The sequence below is a fragment of the Marinobacter sp. R17 genome, from assembly GCF_003789045.1.
In the GTDB taxonomy this organism is placed as follows: domain Bacteria; phylum Pseudomonadota; class Gammaproteobacteria; order Pseudomonadales; family Oleiphilaceae; genus Marinobacter_A; species Marinobacter_A mangrovi.
On record NZ_RHGZ01000015.1, the window covers coordinates 1 to 24,045 of the forward strand.

Annotated in this window: 21 protein-coding genes; 12 read left to right on the plus strand and 9 right to left on the minus strand. The window is 63.3% G+C overall.

From position 1 onward, the window contains the following. Nucleotides 1–186: 186 nt before the first annotated feature. Nucleotides 187–465 carry a peptidylprolyl isomerase gene (locus EB809_RS11845; protein ID WP_123635035.1) on the minus strand — a complete coding sequence of 93 codons (279 nt, stop codon included), beginning with the start codon at nt 463–465 and terminating at the stop codon, nt 187–189. A 166-nt stretch (nt 466–631) separates the two neighbouring features. On the opposite strand from EB809_RS11845, the gene EB809_RS11850 reads away from it, so the two are divergent. The 3 genes from EB809_RS11850 to lpoB are packed head-to-tail and all read left to right on the plus strand — an operon-like array spanning nt 632 to nt 3,132. Continuing rightward, a complete protein-coding gene (locus EB809_RS11850; protein WP_223807930.1) occupies nt 632–2,104 on the plus strand; it encodes a COG3014 family protein in 1,473 nt (490 codons plus the stop codon). Nucleotides 2,105–2,116: 12 nt separating this feature from the next. Continuing rightward, on the plus strand, nt 2,117–2,521 hold the full coding sequence (locus tag EB809_RS11855; RefSeq protein ID WP_123635036.1) for a DUF1425 domain-containing protein: 405 nt from the start codon (nt 2,117–2,119) through the stop codon (nt 2,519–2,521). Further along, nucleotides 2,518–3,132: a penicillin-binding protein activator LpoB gene (gene lpoB / locus EB809_RS11860; protein WP_223807931.1), complete on the plus strand. Its 615-nt coding sequence runs from the start codon at nt 2,518–2,520 to the stop codon at nt 3,130–3,132. Before EB809_RS11855 ends, lpoB begins: the two co-directional genes overlap by 4 nt. A gap of 11 nt (nt 3,133–3,143) precedes the next feature. Here lpoB and EB809_RS11865 read toward each other — a convergent pair whose 3' ends face one another. Beyond that, nucleotides 3,144–4,058 carry a glutathione S-transferase family protein gene (locus tag EB809_RS11865; RefSeq protein ID WP_123635037.1) on the minus strand — a complete coding sequence of 305 codons (915 nt, stop codon included), beginning with the start codon at nt 4,056–4,058 and terminating at the stop codon, nt 3,144–3,146. A 227-nt stretch (nt 4,059–4,285) separates the two neighbouring features. Between EB809_RS11865 and EB809_RS11870 the strand changes: the two genes are divergently transcribed. Further along, a complete protein-coding gene (locus EB809_RS11870) occupies nt 4,286–4,588 on the plus strand; it encodes an antibiotic biosynthesis monooxygenase family protein (protein ID WP_123635038.1) in 303 nt (100 codons plus the stop codon). An 88-nt stretch (nt 4,589–4,676) separates the two neighbouring features. On the opposite strand, the gene EB809_RS11875 is transcribed toward EB809_RS11870, so the two are convergent. Both EB809_RS11875 and EB809_RS11880 read right to left on the minus strand, forming a co-directional pair. Further along, complete coding sequence (locus EB809_RS11875; RefSeq protein WP_123635039.1) at nt 4,677–5,288, minus strand: FMN-binding negative transcriptional regulator; 612 nt, start codon at nt 5,286–5,288, stop codon at nt 4,677–4,679. A gap of 92 nt (nt 5,289–5,380) precedes the next feature. After that, complete coding sequence (locus EB809_RS11880) at nt 5,381–6,379, minus strand: helix-turn-helix domain-containing protein (protein ID WP_123635040.1); 999 nt, start codon at nt 6,377–6,379, stop codon at nt 5,381–5,383. 173 nt (nt 6,380–6,552) lie between these two features. Here EB809_RS11880 and EB809_RS11885 point away from each other — a divergent pair, with 173 nt between their 5' ends. The 3 genes from EB809_RS11885 to eat are packed head-to-tail and all read left to right on the plus strand — an operon-like array spanning nt 6,553 to nt 10,264. Next, complete coding sequence (locus tag EB809_RS11885) at nt 6,553–7,962, plus strand: ethanolamine ammonia-lyase subunit EutB (protein WP_123635041.1); 1,410 nt, start codon at nt 6,553–6,555, stop codon at nt 7,960–7,962. Beyond that, nucleotides 7,959–8,792, plus strand: coding sequence for an ethanolamine ammonia-lyase subunit EutC (gene eutC / locus EB809_RS11890; RefSeq protein ID WP_123635042.1), 834 nt, complete (start codon nt 7,959–7,961; stop codon nt 8,790–8,792). The genes EB809_RS11885 and eutC overlap by 4 nt, the downstream gene beginning before the upstream one ends. 29 nt (nt 8,793–8,821) lie before the next feature. Continuing rightward, on the plus strand, nt 8,822–10,264 hold the full coding sequence (gene eat, locus EB809_RS11895) for an ethanolamine permease (RefSeq protein WP_123635043.1): 1,443 nt from the start codon (nt 8,822–8,824) through the stop codon (nt 10,262–10,264). Nucleotides 10,265–10,444: 180 nt separating this feature from the next. On the opposite strand, the gene EB809_RS11900 is transcribed toward eat, so the two are convergent. From EB809_RS11900 to EB809_RS11910, 3 genes are all read right to left on the minus strand, one after another. After that, complete coding sequence (locus EB809_RS11900; protein WP_123635044.1) at nt 10,445–11,887, minus strand: efflux transporter outer membrane subunit; 1,443 nt, start codon at nt 11,885–11,887, stop codon at nt 10,445–10,447. Continuing rightward, a complete protein-coding gene (locus EB809_RS11905) occupies nt 11,880–15,056 on the minus strand; it encodes an efflux RND transporter permease subunit (protein WP_123635045.1) in 3,177 nt (1,058 codons plus the stop codon). Before EB809_RS11905 ends, EB809_RS11900 begins: the two co-directional genes overlap by 8 nt. Before the next feature lie 70 nt (nt 15,057–15,126). Further along, nucleotides 15,127–16,302 (minus strand): efflux RND transporter periplasmic adaptor subunit, encoded by a 1,176-nt coding sequence (locus EB809_RS11910; protein WP_123635046.1) that lies wholly within the window; start codon nt 16,300–16,302, stop codon nt 15,127–15,129. A gap of 559 nt (nt 16,303–16,861) precedes the next feature. Here EB809_RS11910 and EB809_RS11915 point away from each other — a divergent pair. Beyond that, on the plus strand, nt 16,862–17,872 hold the full coding sequence (locus EB809_RS11915; RefSeq protein WP_223807932.1) for an AraC family transcriptional regulator: 1,011 nt from the start codon (nt 16,862–16,864) through the stop codon (nt 17,870–17,872). A gap of 48 nt (nt 17,873–17,920) precedes the next feature. Here the strand turns inward: EB809_RS11915 and EB809_RS11920 are convergent, their stop codons facing one another. Next, nucleotides 17,921–18,583: a DsbA family oxidoreductase gene (locus tag EB809_RS11920; RefSeq protein WP_123635047.1), complete on the minus strand. Its 663-nt coding sequence runs from the start codon at nt 18,581–18,583 to the stop codon at nt 17,921–17,923. Nucleotides 18,584–18,674: 91 nt separating this feature from the next. After that, nucleotides 18,675–19,139, minus strand: a complete 465-nt coding sequence (gene soxR, locus EB809_RS11925; RefSeq protein WP_123635048.1) for a redox-sensitive transcriptional activator SoxR — start codon at nt 19,137–19,139, stop codon at nt 18,675–18,677. Between the two features lie 111 nt (nt 19,140–19,250). Between soxR and EB809_RS11930 the strand changes: the two genes are divergently transcribed. From EB809_RS11930 to EB809_RS11945, 4 genes are all read left to right on the plus strand, one after another. Further along, nucleotides 19,251–19,820, plus strand: a complete 570-nt coding sequence (locus EB809_RS11930) for an NADPH-dependent FMN reductase (RefSeq protein WP_123635049.1) — start codon at nt 19,251–19,253, stop codon at nt 19,818–19,820. Between the two features lie 47 nt (nt 19,821–19,867). Further along, nucleotides 19,868–20,248, plus strand: a complete 381-nt coding sequence (locus EB809_RS11935) for a DUF952 domain-containing protein (RefSeq protein WP_123635050.1) — start codon at nt 19,868–19,870, stop codon at nt 20,246–20,248. A gap of 206 nt (nt 20,249–20,454) precedes the next feature. Continuing rightward, entirely contained in the window at nt 20,455–21,483 is a 1,029-nt protein-coding gene (locus tag EB809_RS11940) for an acyltransferase (protein WP_190294883.1), read from the plus strand. A gap of 117 nt (nt 21,484–21,600) precedes the next feature. Then, nucleotides 21,601–24,006, plus strand: coding sequence for a fatty acid cis/trans isomerase (locus EB809_RS11945; protein WP_223807933.1), 2,406 nt, complete (start codon nt 21,601–21,603; stop codon nt 24,004–24,006). Nucleotides 24,007–24,045: the final 39 nt, after the last annotated feature.

Below are 24,045 nucleotides of genomic sequence, written 5' to 3' on the forward strand. Positions count from 1 at the left end.
AACTGCATCTTAAGATCCATTACACAAGTCTCTCTCCAGGGCATGGGCGCATCCTCCTTGCCCATACCGTAACTTGTGTCACCCATGTTCCCGGTTTGAGGTGTTACCTATGTTGCCGGTTTGCACAGATGACCTCCCTCTCCCCTGGCGGGAGAGGGTTGGGGAGAGGGGGGAGAATCCGATGAATCAGGTACGGCTGGTCACTTCCAGCAGGTGATAGCCGAACTGCGTCTTGATCGGCCCCTGAACCGTATTCACTTCACCGTTAAAGACCGCCTTGTCGAACTCTGGCACCATCTGGCCCGGGCCGAAGGAGCCCAGGTCGCCGCCGTTGCGGCCGGACGGGCAGTTGGAGTGGGCACGGGCGATTTCGGCAAAATCGGCGCCGTCTTCAATCTGCTTTTTCAGGTCGTTGCACTGGGCTTCGGTGTCGACGAGGATGTGGCGTGCGGTTGCTTGTGCCATGATGAGGTACCTTTTCTCGATCGTTGCTGGTTGAACCGGGAATGCTGCCGCGCCATGGCGCCAGTGGCAAGCGGTTTGTGAACCAATAACGTGGATTGGCTGTCTAGCAACCTGATAAATCGCCCATTTCCCGGAATCAACGCCGAAGGACCCGGATCACCCGAGCATGACGTTTTACTCGAGATCACACCGTTTGCTGGCGGCCCTGGCGCTGATCGGCCTGCTGTCCGGCTGCTCTGTGTTCCAGCAGCGGGACGAGATGGCCCGCTTCAACAGCGCCTACGACCGCGGCGACTACGGGTTGGCGGCCAGCGTCATGGCGGTCAGTGACAAGAGCGATTCCGAGAGCAAGCACGTGTTGCAGTACCTCCATCGCGGCGAAGCGCTCAGGCTTGAGGGAGACTACCAGCCATCCATCGACGCGTTCGACCGGGCTGAAGCTGGCATGAAGTACCTGGACACCGAAGGTTTTGCGTCGGCAGCCTCGGAAAACGTGATGTCGGTGCTGGTGAACGATTCGACCCGCGACTACCGTGCGCTCATGTCCGAAGCCATCCTCGTGAACACCTACAAGGCGCTCTCCTTCCTGGCCCTGGGCAACGACGACTACGCCCGCGTGGAATTCAACCGGGCCGACGATCGCACGCGTCGGGCGGTGGATTTCTTCTCCGAGGAAATCGCCGAGCAGAAACGCGCGCTGCAGAACGACCCGGCCAACGCCCGCACGGTCCAGCGCAGCATCGACAGCGGCAGCATGCGCTCGGTGATCCAGAGCAACTACGGTGATCCTTCTGCCTGGAGCGTCTACCCCGACTACATCGTGCCGGCCAGCACCTATCTATACGGGCTCTACTTCCTCGCGAACGGCGGCTCCGACGTCCAGCGCGCGGTGACGTCCTTGCAGCGAGTATCGGATATGGCGCCGGGCAATGCGACGGTGAAGGCGGATGCGGATCTGGCCGAGGGCCTGGCATCGGGCAATCTGTCGCGGCAGGACCAGCCGGACCGTGTCTGGGTGGTTTATGAAAACGGCCTGGGGCCGGTGCTGGAGGAAGTCCGGTTCGACGTGCCGCTGTTCTATTCCTATCACGGCGATGCGCAGGTCATCCTCACCGGCATCGCGCTGCCACGCTACCGGGACCGGACGGCCGTCAGTGGACACCTGAGCGCCAACGCGCAGACGACCGCGGATTTTGCCCAGATGGGCAAGGTGATTCGTACTGAAATGCAGGAGCGGTTTCCCAGCGTCCTGACCCGCGCCATCTCGGCGGCGGTGGTGAAAGGGCTGATCCAGCACAAGGCTACGGAGTCGTTTGGTGCCGCAGGTCAGCTCGGGTCGATCATCTATACCCTGGCCACCACCCAGGCGGACCTGCGGGGCTGGCAGGCGATGCCCGACCACTGGGAGGTCGCCCGGCTGGAACGTCCGGCGGACGGGCGTGTCGAACTGACGGACACCTTGCGGGGGGATCTGGGAACGGTGAGTGTCCCGGATCAACCCTACACCCTGATCTACGTGAAACGGCCTACCGCGGAAGCGCCGGCTACAGTAATGTTACTGGACCTGCAGGGAAAACGGCCGGGCGAATGCCTGCAACTGAGCGGCGGCGGTACGCCGGCCCGTCCCTGTGCATCCTGACTGGAGGATCTCATGACACGAATGAAAGCCCTGATCGGCATCATCTGCCTGTCGTTTTTAGTGGCGGCCTGCGCCCCGGTGCAGCCGAAACGGGAATACGTCCAGCGGGACGACCTGAAGGTGGACCCGGAGATTCGCCAGTCCGTCCAGGTCCAGGAGTTGCTGGATAAGCGGGTCAGCCTGCCCAGTGGTGGCAGTCTGCTGCGCATCCAGTTCTCGGTCCAGGCCTATCAGGACACCAACATGGAATGGGCGGTCACCTGGTTCGACGAGGACGGCATGGTGGTGCCGGGCGTCGGCGAAGGCTACCGTCCGGTCCGCATCCTGCGGGACCAGACCCGCTTCTTTACCGCGACGGCGCCACAGGAAAAGGCCGTCAGCTACCAGTTGCACCTGCGTGAGGACAGAGCACCATGATGTTGAATGGAACCAGAAGCCTGATGGTGGCCGCCGTGGCCTCGTTGATGTTGTCGGCCTGCGCCACACACACCCGCTATGTGGATCCGGCCGCGGATGATGGTCCTGTCGCGATGACCCTGGATTACCGGGACTTCGAGCGGGCCGCCGACAACGCGGTGCAGGATCTGCTGTCCAGTGGCGCCGTGGATAACCCCTCCGGTGAGCGGTACATCATGGCGGTCAGCCGCATCACCAACGACACCATGCAGCGCATCGACACCGACCAGCTCACCAAGAAAATTCGTGTGGCCCTGCTGCGCTCCGGCAAGGTGGTGACCACCACCGCGGTCGGCGTGGACGGCGCCGAGGACCAGATGAACCAGCAGGCCCGGGAGCTGCGCAACAACGACGAGTTCGACCAGTCCGGCGTGCAGCAGAAAGGCACCCTGAAAGCGCCGGACCTGAGCCTGTCGGGCAAGATCATCCAGCGCAACCATAAAGTCGAGGACGAGCAGCAAGTGGAATACTACTTCCAGCTCAGCCTGACCGACCTCAAGAGCGGCCTGGCCATCTGGGAAAACGAAACGCCGATCATCAAGCGCGGCCCCAACGACACCGTCGCCTGGTAATCGGCGACGTCTCAGGCGGTCTCGAGCGTAAAGCCCTGCCGGGGCAGGTGAATGTTCACCGTCCCCACGCGGGGATGGTCGTGGGCGACGATCCAGCCGTGGCCGTCGTCCGCCACCAGGGTACCGGTGACCGGAATGCGGCCGTAGTCGTCCGGCGTGATGGTGACGGCCTGGCCAATGGCGGCGTTGGCCTGTGATTCCGGCAGCGCGCGGGGCTGGCTCTTGTAGGCTTCGCGAATGGCGGTTTCGGCGCTGATCGCCTCCTCGGTGCCGTGCCCGAAGGCACGCAAACGATCCATCCAGGCCCTGACGCGGGGCGCGTCCTTCAGCACCGGTTTGCCCGCCAGGTCAACCACGAACCAGAGCCCGTGATACGCCGAAAAGTCGGCTACGCACGGTGTATCGCCAAACAGGAAGTCATGGGTCAGCCGGTGCTCCAGATCGGCCACATGCTCCGCCACCCGCTGCTTGGCCTGTTTCGGGTTCGTCGCCCGCACCCGGGATTGCTTACCCATGGCAATACGGTCCTTCAGGAAGCGGTAGGTGTGCAGAATGGACGTGCTGCGCACCAGCTTGAATAGCAGGCCGCCGCCACTGGCAGAGATCACGCAGGCGAGAAAGACTTCCAGGTCCACCACCCGGACGAAGTCCTGAACCTCGGCCGGATGGTTGTCCAGCGCCAGCTCCGGCTTGCCGGCCAGGCGGGCGATTTCGCGGGTAATGGTGCGGGTATCGCAGAACACATCCGCGCCGATCTGGGCCACCGGAATCTTGCGGTAGCCGGAGGCCAGCGGTTCCAGTTCCGGTCGCGGGGGCATCTCCTGCACAGTGACGGATTGCCATTTCAAACCTGCGTAGCCCAGCATGGCCCGGATCTTTTCCGAGAAAGGGGACAGGGCATAGTGATGCAGGATCAAGTCAGACATGGTGTGCTCCGGGGATGGTATGGGTCGATGACATTACACAGGACCAACGCGGGAATCATCCGTTCCCGGGACGGTTTGCCCCGATTTTTGAACGATTCGCCGTTTTTGGCCTGCATTCCCATACGCCGCTATAACGATTGGCGATGACCGATCGTTCGAACACGTCGGCACACTTGTTACAGTGACGCCCATCCACGGACTCAATGAACTCAACAGAGAGGACGCCTATGTACATCGCCATGAACCGCTTCCGCATTGCCCCGGGCAAAGAGGAGGAATTCATCGAAATCTGGCGCAACCGGGAAACCCATCTCGACGAGGTGCCCGGTTTCAAGAGTTTCAATCTGCTGCAGGGGCCAAGCCTCGAGGATCACACGCTGTTTTCCTCCCACAGCGTCTGGGAATCGGAAGAGGCCTTTATCAACTGGACCAAGTCCGAGGCCTTCCGCAAAGCGCACGCCAATGCGAAGCCAGCCAGGGACATCTATCTGGGGCCGCCGCAGTTCGAAGGTTTCAAGTCCGTGCTGTAGCCACGATTGGATTAACCGCTATGGCCCACCGTTGGGCGCATCCGGTCAGCTCTTCCCGGGTGTGCTCGACTTCCGTGTCGAGCGCGACCTAGGGAATTTCCCGGGCCATGGCAAGAGCAGCTTCGCCACCGTCGTTTGCCAGCCCCGCTTTCACGCCTTCCCGGTTCTGCTCCGGCTGGTTCTGACTGGCCTTGGTTTTCCCTTCCAGGCGATCGATGGTGATTTCCAGCCCCACGATCGCCCCCATCATTTTCTCGAGATAGTCCGCCGGCGCGTCGCTCACGGACCAGGCCTCCGGGCGACCCTGTTCGTGGTGGTCGGTGAGGTGGTTCAAGTGCCGCCACAGCCAGTCGGGATCCTGGATTGGCGTGGCTTTTCCATACGCGTGCACCACCTGGTAGTTCCAGGTGGGGACGGCCTTGCCGGTGTCCTGCTTGGTGGGATACCAGTTCGGCGAAATATAGGCGTCCGGCCCCTGGAAAATCACCAGTACATTCGGTGACTCGACAATCTGCTCCCAGACGGGATTGTTGCGGGCCACATGGCATTGAAGCCTGCCGGAAGCGTCCAGGTGGAACGGGATGTGGTTGGCGTCTGGGCCATCCGGGCTGACGGTCACCAGCGTTCCGAAGCCGCGGCTTCGAATGAAAGCCTGTAAACGTTCAGTGTCGGTCTCGGCGAAGTGCTTCGGGGTGTACACAATGGGCTCCCTGACGAATGGCGGTCAGGCGAGTATAGAAAGTCTACGGCTCTCGGTTAAGGGACAGCTGGATGTTTCCAGAGCCATGACAGTCAGGCTGGCGCTGCATGCCTGGCCAGTGTCTGCGAGGGCAACTCGCCGAACAGCTGCTTGTAGTCCGCCGAGAACTGGCTGAGATGGTAGAAGCCGTTGTAACCCGCGGCGTCGGAGACTGAATCGGAACCGCCGGTGCTGAGCATCCGCTTGACCCGATTCAGGCGTGTGACCCGCAGGAACTGCAAGGGGCTGATACCGAGGATGGACTCGAAGCTGTATTGCAGGGTCCGGCGGCTGACGCAGGCCAGTTCGCACAATTCCGCCATGGTCACCGGCAGGTCGCAGGCCTGCTCCACGTAATCCTTGATGCGCTCCACCACCGCCTTGCGGTGCAGATAGCTGGGCGGCACCGCGCCGTTCGGCGTTTCCCGCTCCAGGGTTTCCAGCAGGGCCATCATCAGCAGATCGCGGTGAATGCAGCCGTCGAGGCGCTCCGGGGTGGACTGCACGATCCGGCGGATCAGGTAGCGCACGTTCGTCAGCGTCTGTTCGGGCAGGCGCAGGCGGGCCACCTGACGGGCGTCCTCGGTGGAGATGTCGATGCCCTGGGCGGCAGCCGCCGCCATCAGGTCTTTCTCCCGCACGACGATGCCCAGCATATCGAACGCGGCCGGCGTCACCAGCTCGAACTGGGTGCTGCCGGGCCGGCACAGGATGTCGGTCGCCTCCAGGCTCTGGCCGTTGACCCGGCAATCCTCCCTATTGCTCGGAATACCGAACCAGATGGCATCGGGCCAGACCAGGCACTGCTGGCGCAGGGCGTGGCTGCTGTGCTCGTTATAGACCTGCATGGCACCCAGGTGCAGCTCGTCGATGCGGCCGTAGAAACGGCCGGGGCTGACCTGGTCGTATTGCTGGTCCCAGTTGGTCAGGTTGTCGGCCTGTTCATGGGCATCGTCGGTAATGGCGGTGCACCGAACCGGTGCGACCTTGTCTGTCTTGTGGTGCACGATCACCTCCGAGGGCTCGCTTGCCCCTTCCAGCATGGTCGTCATCTCGTCTCTCCGCCACCGCGCCTTTATGCCTAATGACATGGCACTTTAGTGCCATTTCAACTTTGCCAAATTTCGATAACCCGCCCCGGAGGCCGGCGTTACAGTGAAATGACAGGCAAGTTCCGTTCCCCAGTCGCCGCACCGGTTGGGGAACCAAGACGCAGGACAACGCTATGCAACACACTTATTCCTACACGCTTGGCCCGCGGACCTGGCAGTTCCGGGACCTGGCCGGCCTGATGGCCAAGGCCACGCCGGCCCGGTCCGGCGACCGTCTGGCGGGCGTCATGGCGGCTTCGGCCGAAGAGCGGGTCATCGCCCAGATGTGCCTGGCGGAGGTGCCGCTGAAGACGTTCCTGTCCGCGGCACTGGTGCCCTATGAAGACGACGAGATCACCCGGCTGATCCTGGACACCCATGACGCCGACGCCTTCGCACCGGTCAGTCACCTCACCGTGGGCGACTTCCGCAACTGGCTGCTGGGGGATACCGCCTCCAGCGAGATGCTCACCCGCATCCGCCCCGGCCTGACGCCGGAGATGGTCGCCGCGGTCAGCAAGATCATGCGCAACCAGGACCTCATCCTCGTGGCCCGCAAGTGCCGGGTGGAGACCGCGTTCCGGGACACCATCGGCCTCTCGGGCCATCTGTCAACGCGGCTGCAGCCCAACCACCCCACCGACGACATGACCGGGATCGCCGCCAGCATTCTCGACGGTCTGCTCTACGGCAACGGCGATGCGGTCATCGGCATCAATCCCGCTACCGACAATGTGGCCCAGGCCACGAAGCTGATGCGGATGATGGATGAGGTCATCCAGAAATATGAGATTCCCACCCAGTCCTGCGTGCTGACCCACGTGACCAACACGCTGGAGGCGATCGAACAGGGCGCGCCGGTGGATCTGGTGTTCCAGTCCATCGGCGGCACCGAGGCCACCAACCGCAGCTTCGGTTTTGGCCTGTCCACGCTGAAAGAAGCCCGCGACGCGGCCTTGGGGCTCAAACGCGGCACTGTGGGCCAGAACGTCATGTACTTCGAGACCGGCCAGGGCAGCTCCCTGTCCGCCGACGCCCATCACGGCCTGGACCAGCAAACCTGCGAGGCTCGCGCCTACGCCGTGGCTCGGGCGTTCGATCCGCTGCTGGTGAACACGGTGGTGGGGTTCATTGGCCCTGAGTACCTGTTCGACGGCAAGGAAATCATCCGCGCCGGGCTGGAAGACCATTTCTGCGGCAAGCTGATGGGCGTGCCCATGGGCTGCGACATCTGCTACACCAACCACGCCGAAGCCGACCAGAACGACATGGACAACCTGCTGACCCTGCTGGGCGTGGCCGGTTGTACGTTCATCATGGGCATCCCCGGGTCGGACGACATCATGCTCAACTACCAGACTACCTCCTTCCACGACGCGCTCTACGCGCGCCGGGCCCTGGACCTGCGTCCGGCACCTGAATTCGAGGCCTGGCTGGAGACAATGGGCGTGTTCGACGACGTACGCCGCCACGAACCCAGCGCCGGCGTGCCCGGGCTGTTCGGACCCAGTCTCAAGGGCCTGACCGGTGGAGGTGCCGCATGAGCGATCAACACAAGCCGCCCGTGATCGATAACCCCTGGCGCGTGCTGCGCCAGTACACCGATGCCCGCATCGGCCTGGGCCGCGCCGGCATCAGCCTGCCCACGTCCGAGATGCTCGAGTTCCAGTTGGCCCACGCCCGGGCCCGGGACGCGGTGCATTTCCCCCTGGACGTGGAACCGCTGCTGGCCGAACTCACCGCGCTGGAAGACAAGCACCTCACCGGGCTGCCGATGCGTCTGCACAGCCAGTCGGAGGACCGGTTCACCTACCTGCAGCGGCCTGATCTGGGGCGAAAGCTGTCCGAGGCCTCCCGCAACGAGGTGGCGGCTGCGGCAGACGATGCCGGTGAAGCCTTTGATCTGGCGCTGGTGGTGGTCGATGGCCTGTCGTCCTCCGCGGTGCAGAACAACGCCGTGCCGTTTATCCGCGCGTTCCTGGCGGATCTGGAGCGGGAACCGGTGGATCTCAAGCTGGCCCCCATCACCGTCGTGGAGCAGGGCCGCGTGGCCATCGGGGATGAGATCGGCGGAGCCCTGAATGCCCGGGCGGTGGCGGTCCTGATCGGGGAGCGCCCGGGGCTCAGTTCGCCGGACAGTCTCGGCGTGTACCTCACCTGGAATCCGCGGCCCGGCCTCAACGACGCCGACCGTAACTGCATTTCCAACGTGCGCCCGGCCGGGCTGCGATTTGAATCCGCCAGCCAGCGTCTCCTCTACCTCGTGCGCGAGGCGTTCCGCCTCAAGCTGTCCGGGGTCGGTCTGAAGGATCGGACCGAAGAGGCGGCGGTGGTCGATGCGTCCTCTGATAACAAGAACTTCCTCACTCACTAAACCAATGTAAAGCTTCTCGGAGATAGGCAATGACAACACCCCATGTAGACGACGATTACCTGGCCAAGCGCCAGCTCAAGAAGGGCTCGGCCGGCTGGATCCTGCTGGCGGGCCTGGGCGTGTCCTATGTGATTTCCGGCGACTTCGCCGGCTGGAACTTCGGTATTGGCGAGGCGGGCTGGGGCGGCTTCGCCATCGCCATGGTGCTGATGGCGGTGATGTACTTTGCGCTGGTGCTGTCACTGGCGGAGATGTCCGCGGCCATTCCCGCGGCCGGCGGCGGCTACAGTTTTGCCCGTCACGCGATGGGCGCGACCGGCGGCTACCTGACCGGGCTGGCGGTATTGATCGAGTACGCGCTGGCGCCCGCCGCCATCGTGATCTTTATCGGGGCCGCCGTGGAAGAACTGCTCGGCGTGAACGGCCCGTGGGTCTACGCGCTGTTCTATGCGGTGTTCGTGGGCATTCACCTGGCCGGTGTGGGCGAGGCCCTCAAGGTGATGATGGTGATCAGCGGCCTGGCGGTGTTTGCCATTCTCGCCACGGCCGTCGCGCTGGTGGGTGACTTCGATGCCGCCAACCTGTTCGACATTGCCCCGTCGGCCGCGGCGGGCGCCAGCGATGTGCTGCCGTTTGGCTGGTACGGGGTCTGGGCGGCGCTGCCGTTCGCCATGTGGTTGTTCCTTGCCGTGGAAGGTGTTCCGCTGGCGGCCGAGGAGTCCAAGGATCCAACCCGCGACATGCCCCGCGGCATCATTGGCGCCATGATTTTCCTGCTGTTCACGGCGGTTCTGGTGGTCTTCCTGCTGGCCGGGGCGTCCGGGGCCGAGATGGTTGGCGCGAGTGGCGTGCCGCTGGTGGATGCCCTGAAGGCGACCGGGCAGGGCACACTGGCGACGGTGATCAACGTGCTGGGCCTGGCGGGGCTGATCGCGTCCTTCTTCTCGATCATCTTCGGCTACAGCCGACTGGTGTTTGCCCTGTCCCGGGCCGGTTACCTGCCCAAGGTCCTGTCGCTGACCAGCAAGCGCAAGGCGCCGGTCTGGGCGCTGATTGTGCCGGGTCTGTTCGGCTTCCTGGTGTCGTTGACCGGGGAAGGTGACCTGATCCTGGGCATGGCCGTGGTCGGCGCCACCATCTCCTACGCGCTCATGGCGGGCAGCCACATCCTGCTGCGCCTGCGTAAGCCGGATCTGGAACGCCCCTACAAGACGCCGGGCGGCATGTTCACCTCCGGCATTGCGCTGGCGCTGTCCCTGGTGGCCATGACCGGTGTCTACGCGTTCGATCCGCGCGCCTTCAACTACACCATCGTGCTGTTCGTGATCGGTGCCGTGTACTTCTTCGTCTACGGCAAGAACCACCTGGTGGCCAAGACGGCGGAGGAAGAACTGGCGCTGGTCCTGGATGCGGAGCATGCGCTGGATGAAGAGGGTGAGGCGAGTCCGGAGGTGCGGGCAGCTCAGGCCTGAAAATGTGTTTGAAATGAAAGAGGCCGGCGGGGAAACCGGCCGGCCTTTTTGGTTGGGGAGTCATGTAGCCGACGCTTCAGCTTCGGAGGGCCCGTCAGGGCCCCAGTGTCGGCATATCGGCCGTCCCGAAGGACGGCTCGGAAGCTAAAGCGTCCGCTACATGGCGGGTACCTTATGATCTCAAGCCGGTCCGTCGGACTCCGCCGGTGCTTTTGAGACCGTGGCCTGTTCGGCGCTTCCAGGCGCGCCCGCCAAGGCCCGATACAGATTCACCATCGCCAGCACCGACGCGGTCCGACCCTGTTCCAGGGCGTTCTCGCTGTCCAATTGCTCGCGCTCGGCATCCAGCACCTCGAAGTACCCGATATAACCCTGCTCATAGCGCGTGCGAGCCAGCTGCGCGGCATCCCGGGCGGCGTCCGCGCTGGCGGCCAGTCGCTGGGTCCGCTGCTGGGCGCGTTGGTAGCGCACCAGGCGGTTCTCGGTTTCTTCCAGGGCGTCCAGGATGACCTGTCGGTAGTTCGCCAGGGCCGCCTGGGCATCCGCATCGGCTGCATCGATCCGGGAACGGACCCGGCCGAAGTTCAGGAATGACCAGTCGATGCCGAGGCCAATGGAGCGGGATTCCGCCGAGCCGGTGAACAGGTTACCGCTGTCCAAGGCGACGGAGCCGATCAGCGCATTCAGGCTGAAGTGCGGATACAGGTCCGCTGTGGCCACCCCGATATCCGCCGTGGCGGCGGCCAGTTGGCGTTCGGCGACGCGGATATCCGGCCGCCGGCGCAGGACGTCACCGGGTGTGCCCGGCGGAATCAGCGGCAACGCAGTCGGCAAGGGTTCCGGCGCCGACAGCTGCGGGATCAACTCGCCCGGCGCCCGCCCGGTGAGCACCGCAATCCGGTGCATTTGCACGCGTACGTCCGCTTCCAGTTGGGGCAGGGCGGCGCGGGTGCGTTCCAGTTGCGCCTCGGCGCGGCGGACGTCAAACCGGGTGCTGCGTCCCGCGTCCAGGCGTGAACGTACGATGTCGAGGGAATCCCGCTGGATCTGGACGTTGCCCCGGGCCACCGACAGCTGCTGTTGCAGCCCGCGCAGCTCGAAGTAGCTGGCGGCGATCTCTCCGGCCAGGGACACCTTCAGCGCGTTCACCTCTGAGCCGGCGGCCTGCAGGCGGGCCACTTCGGCTTCGCTGGCGCGCCGCAGCTGACCGAACAGGTCCAGCTCCCAACTGGCGTTGGCGTTCACCTCGTAGAGGTCGATGTTGGCGTCCGAGCTGCCCGAACGCTCGGCAACGGACAGGTGCTGTGACGCCGCCGAAGCGCTCGCCCCGATCTCGGGCAACTGTTCGGCCTTGCTGCCGCGGACCAGGGCATCGGCACGCTGGTAGCGGGCCAGGGCGGCCTGCAGGCTCGGGTTGTCGGTCAGGACATCCTGGATCAGCGACGCCAGCAGGGGATCGTCAAAGCCACCCCAGAAGCGGGCCTCGTCGGCCGCCGAGAAGGCGGCCGTGCTGTCGGATTCCGTGAATTGCTCCGGCGCCTGCACATCTGGCGCCTGATAGTCGGGGCCGACGGCGCACCCTGCCAGCAGCAGGGGCGCCAGGGCCAGGAAACGTTTACGCATGGTGGTCTCCGGTCTGGTGAGTCAGAGCAGGCGGTTCAACAGCCAGCGATTTGCCACTGAGCAGGCGCAGGCCCACGTAGAACACCGGGGTCAGCAGCAGGCCGAACAGGGTGACGCCGATCATGCCGCTGAACACGGTAATGCCCATGGTGTTGCGCACTTCGCTGCCGGCGCCGGAGGCCAGCACCAGCGGCACCACGCCGGCGATGAAGGCCACCGAGGTCATGATGATCGGGCGCAGCCGCAGGCGGCAGGCTTCGAGCGCGGCGCTGATGGTGTCCATGCCTTCCATCTCCTTCTCGCGGGCGAATTCCACGATCAGGATGGCGTTCTTACAGGCCAGTCCCATCAGGACCACCAGCCCCACCTGGACGAACACGTTGTTGTCACCGCCGGTGAGCCAGACGCCGAACAGCGCGGCGAGCAGACACATGGGTACGATCAGGATGACCGCCAGCGGCAGCACCCAGCTCTCATAGAGCGCAGCCAGCACCAGGAACACCAGCAGGACGGCCAACGGGAAGACGATCATCGCTGCGTTGCCCTGGGTGATCTGCTGGAAGCTCAGGTCCGTCCACTGGATGTCCATGCCCCGGGGCAGCGTTTTCGCGGCGACCTCAGCGACCTTCTCCAGCGTCTCGCCGGAGGACAGGATCGACGGATCGGACTGGCCGATCAGGTCGGCCGCCGGGTAGCCGTTGTAGCGGATGACGGGATCCGGACCGAAGCTGCGCTTGAGGGTGACCATGGAGCTTAGCGGCACCATCTCATTGCGGTCGTTGCGCACGAACAGGTGCTCCAGGTCGCTGACGTCGTCCCGGTAGGGCGCGTCCGCCTGGGCCACCACGCGGTACGTGCGGCCGAACAGGTTGAAGTCGTTCAGGTACAGCGAGCCGAAGTAAAACTGCAGCGTGCCGTAGAGTTCGTCCAGACTGACACCCTGTGCCTTGGCCTGGCGCCGGTCCACGTCCGCATCCAGCTGCGGTACGTTGGCCTGGTAGGAGCTGAACGGATAGCTCAGTCCGGTCTGTTGGCTGAGGGTGCCGGCGAGCTGGTTGGTGGCGTTCTGCAGTGTGCCGTAGCCCGCGCCGTTACGATCCTGCACGTACAGCGAGTACCCCGAACCGGCGCCCAGGCCGAAGATCGGTGGCGGCATGAAGGTCACGGCAAAGCCTTCCTTGATGCCCGCCAGCTTGGCGTTGATCTCGCCGGCGATCTGCTGGGCGGTCTTGTCCCGCTTGTCGAAGTCGTCGAACAGGATGAACACCGTACCGATGTTGGGCGTGTTGGTGCCCTGCAGCGCGTTGAAGCCGACAAAGGCCGCCGCGTAGGACACGCCGTCGGTGTCCATGGCGATGTCGCTCACTTTACGGGCCACGTCTTCGGTGCGGTCCAGCGACGCGCCTTCCGGCAGGCGGATACTGCCCACCAGGTAGGTCTTGTCCTGGGTGGGGATGAACCCGCCGGGCACCTGGTTGAACAGGTAGAAGGTACCGCCCAGCATCGCCACGTAGATCAGGAACACCAGGCCGCGGGTACGCAGGCTGCGCTTCACGAAGCTCTGGTAGCCGTGGGCACTCCGATCGAAGAAGCGGTTGAACGGCCGGAACAGCCAGCCGAACAGGCGGTCGATCAGGCGAGCCGGGAGATCCTTGGGCTCGCCGCGGCTTTTCAGCAGCGTGGCGGCCAGCGCCGGCGACAGGGTCAGCGAGTTGATTGCGGAGATCACGGTCGCAATGGCGATGGAGGCGGCAAACTGGCGGTAGAACTGGCCGGTGATGCCGTCCAGGAACGCCATGGGTACGAACACCGCACACAGCACCAGACAGATCGCCACGATCGGTCCGCTCACTTCGCGCATGGCCTGGTGGGCCGCTGCGATGGGCTTGAGGCCTTCCTCGATGTTCCGCTCGACGTTCTCCACCACCACGATGGCGTCATCCACCACGATGCCGATGGCCAGCACCATGCCGAACAGGGTCAGGGTGTTGATGGAGAAGCCCAGCACCGACAGCACCGCGAACGTCCCGATGATCGACACCGGCACGGCCAGCAGTGGAATCAGCGATGCGCGCCAGGTCTGCAGGAACAGGATGACCACCAGCACCACCAGGCCGACCGCTTCCAGCAGGGTGGAGATGACCGCTTCGATGGAGCTGCTGACGAACACGGTCGGGTCATAGGCCACTTCCCAGGTCAGGCCCTTGGGGAAGTTGTCGTCCAGTTCGGCCATCTTGGCCCGCACGGCGGCGGACACTTCCAGCGAGTTGGAGCCCGGCGACTGGAAGATCGGCAGCGCCACCGCCTGCTTGCCGTTCAGCAGCGCCCGCAGGGAATCCTGGGAGGCGGCGAGCTCGGCCCGGCCGATGTCACGCAGTCGCACGACGCGGCCGTCATCGTCGGTCTTGATGACGATGTTCTCGAATTCGTCGGCGGTCTTCAGGCGCCCGTGGGCGTTGATGGAGATCAGGAAGTCGTTCTTGCCCGGCATCGGCTGGGCACCGATCTGGCCGGCGGACACCTGGATGTTCTGCTCGCGCACCGCCTTGGCGACATCGCTGGCGGTGATGTTGTGGGCGGCGGCCCGCTGCGGGTCGATCCACAGGCGCATGGCGTAGTCGCCCGCGCCGAACAGGCCGGCTTCGCCGACGCCGGGAATCCGGGCCAGCTCGTCACGGATGTGCAGCACCGCGTAGTTGCGGATGTAGGTTGCATCGAAGGTGTTGTCCGGCGACAGCAGGTGCACCGCCATCATCAGGTTGGGCGACTGCTTCTTGGTGGTCACGCCCTGGCGACGCACGTCTTCGGGAAGCCGGGGCAGGGCCTGGGTCACCCGGTTCTGCACCTGCACCTGGGCCCGGTCCGGATCGGTGCCGAGCTTGAAGGTGACGGTCAGGGACAGGGTGCCGTCACTGCCGGCGACGGATTTCATGTAGATCATGTCTTCCACGCCGTTGATGGATTCCTCCAGCGGCGTGGCGACGGTCTCGGAGATCGTCTTGGGATTGGCGCCCGGGTAGCGCGCGGTGACCTGGACGCTGGGCGGCACCACATCCGGGTACTCGCTCACCGGCAGGCCGGGAATGCTGATCAACCCCACCACGAAGATGATGATGGACAACACCGACGCAAAGATCGGCCTGTCCACGAAGAAGCGGGAAATATTCATGCAAAGTCTCCCTGGGCCCACCCTCAAAGAGGGCAGGCCAGTTCCTGTTCAGTTACGGAAAGTCGGGGTATTACTGGGCGCTGGCGACCTGTGCCTGCTTGCGCTGGTCTGGCCGCATGGCCACCTGTTCCGGGGCGACGGGCATGCCCGGCATCAGGATTTTCTGCAGGCCGTTGACCACCACGCGCTCGCCGGGCTTGAGGCCATCCTTTATGACCAGCATGCCGTCTGAACTCCGGCCCGGCTCGACATAGCGTCGGCTGGCGGTGTTGTCATCGCCCACCACATAGACGTAGCGACGATCCTGGTCGGCCATCACGGCTTTCTGGTCCACCAGCAGGGCCTGGCTCAGGTCGGCGACCGGCATCTGCACCCGGGCGAACTGACCGGGGCGGAACTGGCCGTCCGGGTTGGCCATGACGGCGCGGTATTGCAGGGTGCCGGTGCTGGCGTCCAGCTGGTTGTCGACAAAGTCCAGGGTGGCGGTGTGGTCGAAACCCGGTTCGCCTGCGAGGCTGACCTTGACCTGCGGCGGGGTGTCGCCATCCAGCCGGCCCAGGTTGTTCAGGGCGGTCTGTTCGTCGGTCTCGAAGTACACGTACATCGGATCCACGGAGACGACGCGGGTCAGCAGGGTCTGGTCACTGGTGGCCAGGTTGCCCCGGGTGACGTACGCCCGGCTCACGCGACCGTCGATCGGCGCGCGGATGTGGGTGTATTCGAGATCCAGCTTCGCGCTATCCAAAGCCGCCCGGGCGGCATCCACATTGGAGCGGGCTTCGGCGAGGGCGGCCTGGCGCTGGTCGAACTCCTCCCGGGAGATGGCGTGGCCATCCAGCAGGAGCTGGGCGCGATCGGCTTCGCTCTTCGCCAGCTTCAGCTGGCTTTGGGCGCGGCCGAGATCCGCGTTGGCGGCGTTCACGCGTGCCTGGTAGGGGCGGGGATCAATCTGGAACAGCAGGTCACCCTGCTTGACCATTTCCCCTTCCGCAAAGGCGACCTTGTCGATGTAACCGCTGACCCGGGGGCGTAAGTCCACGCTTTCCGGTGCGGCGATGCGGCCGGTAAATCCGTCCCACAGGGTGATGGGCGCCGGCTCCACCTGGGCCACGTCGACGGCGGGTGGCGGCGGTGTCGCGGCGGCTTCCTCGCTGTGGGCGTCGCAGCCGGCCAGTCCAACGGTCATCATAAGAATGACGAGCAGGGTCAGGCCGGTAATACGGGCTCCTTCTTTAAATGAGTCCATCAGGTGTTCTCTCCTGGTATATGGATGTTTTCCAGCAAACGTCGCGGGTTGGCACTGACTGAGTCACCCGGCTCTGTCCTTTCTTGGGGGTGCCACTACTGGCGGGGACAGTGATCGGGGATTTCATCGAAGGTGTGAGGTTACTTTAGGGGCTGGGGCAAAAAGGCGGTATCCAGTTCCTGCGACTTGATTGCCTGATTCTGTTTTTGGTTATCGTTGCTTATGTGAATTTTATGGTGAGCTATCGCCGGAGTCCGGCGCGCAAGCTTTGTGCGAGCGGATCTTTTTATGGGCGTTACATGCACAATGTTGCATGCAGATGACTCTTTTAAGAGGGTTTTAAGACGGATGTCCCGAGGTGTGGGTGGCTCGTGCAAATTAAAGAGGATCTGGCTATAAACGTGCAGGATCAGGCAAGCGCTGTTGCCTATTTGCCTATTTCTGTTGGGTGGTTGCCTATTTCTGTGAATCTTGCTCAATAAACGCTCATCCGCCTTGCCGTCCCGGTATACTGGATTTCGTTTTTTGGCGATGCCACCGACCGGCAGGAGAATGCACCGTGCCCAATTTCGATCTTGCACCATCCGTCCAGGACCAGAATCTCGATTTTTCGTTGAACACGACCACGGGCCTGGATCCCGAGCTGGAGCGACTGCGTCTGAAGCTCGTCGACAACATGCTGCGGGCCACGCCCGTAGACCGCCAACTCCGCAAGACGGCCATTCCCGGACTGGAGATGGTGGGGTCCGATTCCTCCACCAGTTGCGTGTCCTCGGTTTACGATCCATCGCTGGCCTTTATCGTCCAGGGCAGCAAAACGGTGAACTTTGGAGATCGCGAGCTGGTCTACGGCCCGCTGTCCTATCTGGTCTCGTCCGTTCACATGCCGGTACTGGGGCGGGTGCTCCATGCCTCTAAGGAGGAGCCGTACCTGGCGATGAAGATCACCGTCGATCCACAGGAAGTCAGTAACCTGGTCCTGGAAATGGGCAGTCAGCTCCCGTTGGACGCGGCCGCCGAGGCTTGTCCGGAGGCCAGCTGCGGTCTGTGTCTGGCACGGATGGATCTGGGCATGCTGGATGCCGTCACCCGGCTGACCAGCCTTCTGGATACACCGCAGGACATTGGCGTTCTGGCCCCGCTGATCCGGCGCGAGGTGATTTACCGGGCGCTGATTGGAGAAATGGGCGCGCGCATGCGTAAGTTCGCGGTGGCGGATTCTCAGGTCCACCGGGTGTCGCGCGTCATCGACGTGCTGAAAGACCGGTTTACTGAGAGCCTGCGGGTCAAGGATCTCGCCGGCGAAGTGAATATGAGCGAGTCGGCGCTGTTCCACACCTTCAAACAGGTCACGAGGATGTCGCCCCTGCAGTTCCAGAAAAAGCTGCGTCTGCACGAAGCGCGCCGGTTGATGCTGTCGGAGGGCCTGGAAGCGGCGACGGCCAGTTACCGGGTGGGGTATGAGAGCCCGTCTCACTTCAGCCGTGAATACAGCCGGCTGTTCGGGGCGCCGCCGCGGGCCGATGTCATCAAATTGCGTGGCGAGCAGCGGACCACCGCGCTGGCTTGATGGAACAGGGCCCGCCAGGGGCGACGACACCGCTGACGGGTCAGTGCACTACACCGGAGAGGTTTCGATCCGGTCTTCGGCAATTTCACGAAAGGCATTGACCAGGGTGTCCGGTTCCTGGGCACCGGCGATCAGGTAGCGCTGGTTGACGATAAACGCCGGCACGGCGGTGACACCGGCCTGCTGATAGCGCTCTTCGTCGGCCCGAACGGCAACACCGTACTCGTCGGAGTCCAGAACCTGGCTGGCCATCTCGCTGTCCAGCCCCACAGCTTCCACACAGGCCCTCAACACCCCCTTGTCGGAAATGTTTTCCGCGCGGCCGAAATAGGCCTCGAAGAACGCCAGCTTGAGTTCGGTCTGACGGCCTTGTTCGCGGGCCCACTTGAGCAGGCGGTGGGCGTCGAACGTATTGCGGGAATAGCGTTGCTGCAGGCCGCTGAAATTCAGACCAAGCGCCTCGGCAATGGTCATCATCTGCGCCTGGTTGGCCTCCATGTCTTCCGGGCTGCGGCCGTATTTGCGGCTCAGATGTTCCAGAATCGGCTCACCGTCCCGCGTCATGTCGGGATTCAGTTCAAACGCGTGCCACTCGATGGTGAAATCCAGCTCGCCCGCAAGCTGCTTCATGGCCTGCTCCAGACGTGCATAACCAATCGCACACCACGGACAGGCGACATCCGACACGATGTCGATCCTCATGGTTTTCATGGTGTTACTCCTGATGCTGAGAAATGTCAGTGCGAAGAGTCAATAACTCATGATACCGACAAGTGAGCTTTTGTTCATCTTTTGATCAGTCTCAGCCGTCGGGATCCAGCAGGCGTGGTCCGCTGCCGTCTTCCGCCAGGGCGTCGGATGGATTGCGCAGCCTGCAGGCGTCGACCGAGAGGCAGCCGCAGCCGATGCAGTCGGTCAACTGGTCCCGCAGGCGGGAGAGTTTGTCGATGCGGTCGTCGAGTTCGGCGCGCCATCGATTGGACAGTTGCTGCCAGTCGTCGGCGGTCACGGTGCGACCTTCCGGGAGCGTCTCCAGCGCGCCGGCGATTTCCGCCAGGGGGATGCCCAGACGCTGGGCCACCTTGATCACGGCGATACGCCGCAGGATATCCCGGTGATAACGGCGCTGATTGCCGTCGGTTCGCCAACTGTGGATCAACCCTTTCTGCTCGTAGAAGTGCAGGGCGGAAACGGCCACCCCGCTACGGCGGCTGACCTCGCCAACGCTCAGCGGCTGGTGACGATTGATCGGTTTAATGGTCGGCATAACAAGCCTTAATGAGTGATGGGCTTTACCTAAAGTTTACTTGAGGTCTTAGGCTTCTTTCCAACCTGGCGCTCACAGAGCGCGTGTAACCGCAACGAAAGGAGCAAGGCGATGACTGCAACACTGCGTATCGGGGTGATCATGGGAAGCGTCCGGGAGGGACGCCTGTGCGATCGGGTCACGGCCTGGGTGGTCCGCACCCTGCAGGGCGAAAACGGCATACAGCTTCGGGTCATTGACCCCCGGACGGCGTTGCCCGCTGTCGAAAACGGCGGCGGCAAATCGACAAAGGCCTTGAAACAGCTGCTCGCGGGTATGGACGGCTTCATTGTGGTCACGCCGGAATACAACCACAGCTTTCCGGCTGCCCTGAAGCAGCTGATCGACTCGGCCTACGACGAGTGGCAGACGCGTCCGGTGGGGTTCGTCAGTTACGGCGCCATGTCCGGTGGCATCCGCGCGGTGGAGCAGTTACGTCAGGTTTTTGCCGAGCTTCATGCAGTGACCCTGCGCGATGGCGTGGCATTGACCGACATCTGGAGCCGGTTCGATGACCTGGGCGAACTGATCGAGCCGGGTCGGACTGACGCTGCGCTGCGCCGGATGGTGTCGCGACTGCGCTGGTGGGCCATGGCCACCCGTGATGCGAGATCGGTCGAGCCCTACGACCAGGTTGGCTGACGGCGTCCGGCGGGACAGAGGGGATTGAGACAAAGGGGGAATCACGAATGGAAGTCAGGCACCTGTATCGGGTGATCAGCGCAAAAGGCTGGTGGAAAGCGCATCGCAGCGGTGTCATCGAGCCCTGTCAGGCGGACCGTCGAGCGGGCTTGATGCATCTCAGCACCCGCGATCAGGTGGAAGCGGTGGCCGTCCAGCACTTCAGCGCCAGCGAGTTTCCCGTCGTGGTCGAGCTGGATGTGGATCATTTCCGGGACGATCTGCATTGGCAGGCCCCGACGATGTCGTTGCCCGGGGGCTCGCCCATGCTGCGCGGTTCCTGCATCGACATGGGGTGGGTGAGTGGTCTTCACCTGCTGCTGTTCTCGGAGCAAAACGGAAACCCCCGCTGCACCATGAAGGCAGAACGACTGGACTGGGTTCTATGAGGCGCAGATATGTCGCTGAAGCCTGTATACGGACGCGCGATATATTCGCCCCGGCGGATCCCTGACAAAATAATGGGCTTTATCTCGCAGGATCCCTTCGAACGCCGCCAAGACGACGTGAAAGCGGGGCCTGCCTGTCTTGAATGCGCCGTTGGACGGGGTTCGCTGTGCCTCTGGTCTGACGCATGCCAGCCTCAGGGACGTGCATGCCACACAAAGTCTGGATCGACTATCTCCGCGTTATCGCCATCGTGGCGGTGATCGCCATTCATGTCAGCACGGTTTTCTACAAGCAATACGGCGTCATCAGTGACGTTGACTGGTGGTTTGCCAACCTGATGGATGCCGCCAGTCGCTTTTCGGTGCCTTTATTCGTGATGGCGTCCGGCGTCGTGTTGCTGGGGCGGGCGATCGAGCCCCCTGAATTCCTGCGCAAGCGCGCCTGGCGGTTGCTGCCACCGATCATCGTCTGGAATCTGGTGTACCTGGTGTTGGGCTACTTCCTGTGGAACCCGGATCACCGCTCCCTGCTGGCGCTGACCGGTACCATGATCCGCGCCGGCCACAGCTACGGCCATCTCTGGTACCTGACGATGTTTGCCTGCCTGATGCTGTTTGCGCCGTTCCTGAACCAGTACATCCGGGGCGAGAAACCAGGGCTGGCGGATTTTGCCGCCCTGGCAATCCTGTTCTTCGTCTTCGCCGCCCTGGACCAGGGCTCACTGCTGGTCAAGGCTGTGGTGGACTCGGACATCACCTGGTACGCCGTGTTTCCGCTCTACATCCTGTATTTTGTCGGCGGCTACGTGATCGACCGTTATCCCGAACGCTTCCGGTTTTCTCCGGCCACGCTGTGGGGTGTGGTGGTGACGACGGTACTGGTCGGCGCCGGTCTCAATGCGGTGCTTTATCGGGGGTTCGGGATCCATGAGGACTTCCTGATCCTGAATAATCTGGGCCCGCTGGTCATCCTCTGTACCTTCGCCATCTTCATATTGCTGCGCCAACAGGCGGAGCACCTGAAAGCGCGCCCGGGCATCAGTGCCTGGTCGGATGCGTCTTTCGGCATCTATCTGATCCATCCGCTGCTGATTTTCGCCACCATGCCGCTGTCACGCTACTTCGAGGGCATGCTGTGGCTGTTCATGGTGCTGGATGTCGCGGTCGTGGCGGTGTTGTCTTTCGTGATCATCCGCATGCTGCGGCGTATGGCCTGGTTCCGCCAGATTTCCTGAAACCGTCGATAGGTCACGCTAACGTCCTGATCCTGTCGCTTTTCCCCTTTATAATGAGCGATCTGTCAGCCGGGCACGTATGACTGGTCGTGCCATTTTCCGGGAAAAGGATGTCATATGCGCCGTGCCCACGCTCGCCCACGTACCCTGTTCTCCGTCATGCTGTTGGTGGTTGTGTCGATGCTGGTCTACGCCTGCAGCCAGGTGCCGACCTACGACAACCCGAAACCGCTGGTCGCCGTGAACCAGACCTACGACTACCAGAAAGACATCCGCCCGATCTTTGAAGCCAAATGCATCGCCTGTCACGGGTGCTACGATTCCCCCTGCCAACTCAAGCTGACCAGTGCCGAAGGGCTGGATCGCGGGGCATCGCCGTTGCCGGTCTACGACGGCGGTCGCCTGGAAGACATGGCGCCCACCCGGCTGGGTATCGACGCGCTGACCACTGCGGACTGGCGGCGTAAAGGGTTCTTTTCGGTGTTACACGGTAACGTCGACGGGGGCGCCCTGGACGCCCGGGATACCTCGGTGCTCTACAAGATGCTGGAACACGGGCGCCAGCATGCGTTGGCACCGAATAGCCGGATACCGGACAGCGTGAAGATGGGCATGGGCCGGCCCCTGAGCTGTCCGACCCTGGAAGGCTTTGACGATTACGCGGACGCCAATCCTCATGGCGGGATGCCGTTTGCCGCGGCCGGTCTGACGGATAAGGAATTCCACACCCTGGAGACCTGGATCGAAGAGGGCGCCGTAACGGACGCACCGGACTTCAACCCCAGCCAGGCGGAACAGGCGGCGGTCCAGCGCTGGGAAACCTTCTTCAACCAATCGGGCAACCGGCACCAACTGGTGTCGCGCTACCTGTTCGAGCACCTGTTTGCCGCGCACCTGTACTTCCCGGACATCTCGGGCCGTCATTTCTACGAGCTGATCCGGTCCTGGACGGCGCCGGGCGAGAAGATCCTGCCGGTGAATACGGTACGGCCGAACGGCGATGCCGGGGCTCCGGTCTACTATCGTCTGCGGCCGATTACCCGCTCGATCGTGGCCAAGACCCACATCACCTATCCGCTCGGCGACACCCGCATGAAGCGCTACCAGTCGCTGTTCTTCGACACCGACTGGCAGGTGAAGGACATGCCCGGTTACGACTACGCCGACCGCGCCAACCCCTTCGAGACGTTCGAGTCGATTCCGGCGAAATCCCGCTACCAGTTCATGCTCGATGACGCGGAGTATTTCGTGCGCAATTTCATCCGCGGGCCGGTTTGTCGCGGGCAGATCGCGACGGACGTGATCCGGGATCAGTTCTGGACGGTGTTCGAAGACCCGGATCAGGAAATCTACGTCAACGACGCAGACTATCGCCGCAAGGTGTCGCCCTTGCTGGGGCTGCCCGGTCAGGACAGCGATCTGCTGGCGCTGGGGCCGCAGTGGCTGGACTACAAGGACAAGCGTAACGACTACCTGAAACAGCGTCAGGCCGAATACGCCAAGCGCCGGGCCGGCGGCGCCACGCTTGATGAGATCTGGGACGGCGACAACTGGAACCGGGACGCGCTGTTGACCATTTTCCGCCATCACGACAGCGCTTCAGTGCGCCGCGGCCTGCACGGCCAGGTGCCGCGTACCATCTGGGTGATGGACTATCCGCTGTTCGAACGCACCTATTACGAGCTGGTGGTGAACTTCAACGTGTTTGGCAGCGTGTCCCACCAGGCCCAGACACGGCTGTATTTCGACCTGATCCGCAACGGCTCGGAGGACAACTTCCTGCGCTTCGTGCCGGCCGAGTCGCGTCAGCCGATCTACGACCACTGGTACCAGGGGCTGGCCAAGATCAAGGACGCGATCACCTACACCGGCCTCGATACCGAGACGCCCACCATGCTGGACTACAGCAGCGTGGAGAATCTGGGCGACGAGCGGGCCATCATGCGGCGTTTTACCGAACTGCTGTCGCAGCGCGCCTCGCGTGTGATGGGGCCGCCGGATACCCTGAACCGCTGCATGTCGGACGATGACTGTGATCGCTCCGACCTCAGCCCCTCCCAGCGCCGGGCGGAAGCCATCCTGCGACCGCTCGCCCGCGAGACCGGCGCCACATTGCCAGCGATCAAGTTCCTGCCGGAAGTGACCTTCCTGCGGGTAACGGACGGTGACCAGCGCTGGATCTACACGCTGGTCCACAATCGCATGCACGAGAACGTGGCCTTCATGTTTGCCGAGGAAAGTCGTCTGCTGCCGGAGGAGGACACGGTTTCAGTCATGGACGGCACACTGGGCACGTACCCCAACTTCAGCTTCGACGTCCCGCTGTCGGATCTGGATGTGTTCGTCTCGGCGCTGGAGCGGGTCGAGTCACCGGATGCGCTGCACGACCTGGCCGCCCGTTGGGGTGTTCGCCGGACCAGTCCGAATTTCTGGGGCGTGGTGGCGGACTTCAAGGCATACGTCGAAGAAACAGAGCCGTCCCAGGCGGGGATTTTCGATGTGAACCGGTACGAGAATCTTTAGGCGCGCGCCTTAACGGTGATGCCCGGGGGCGGCGGCATG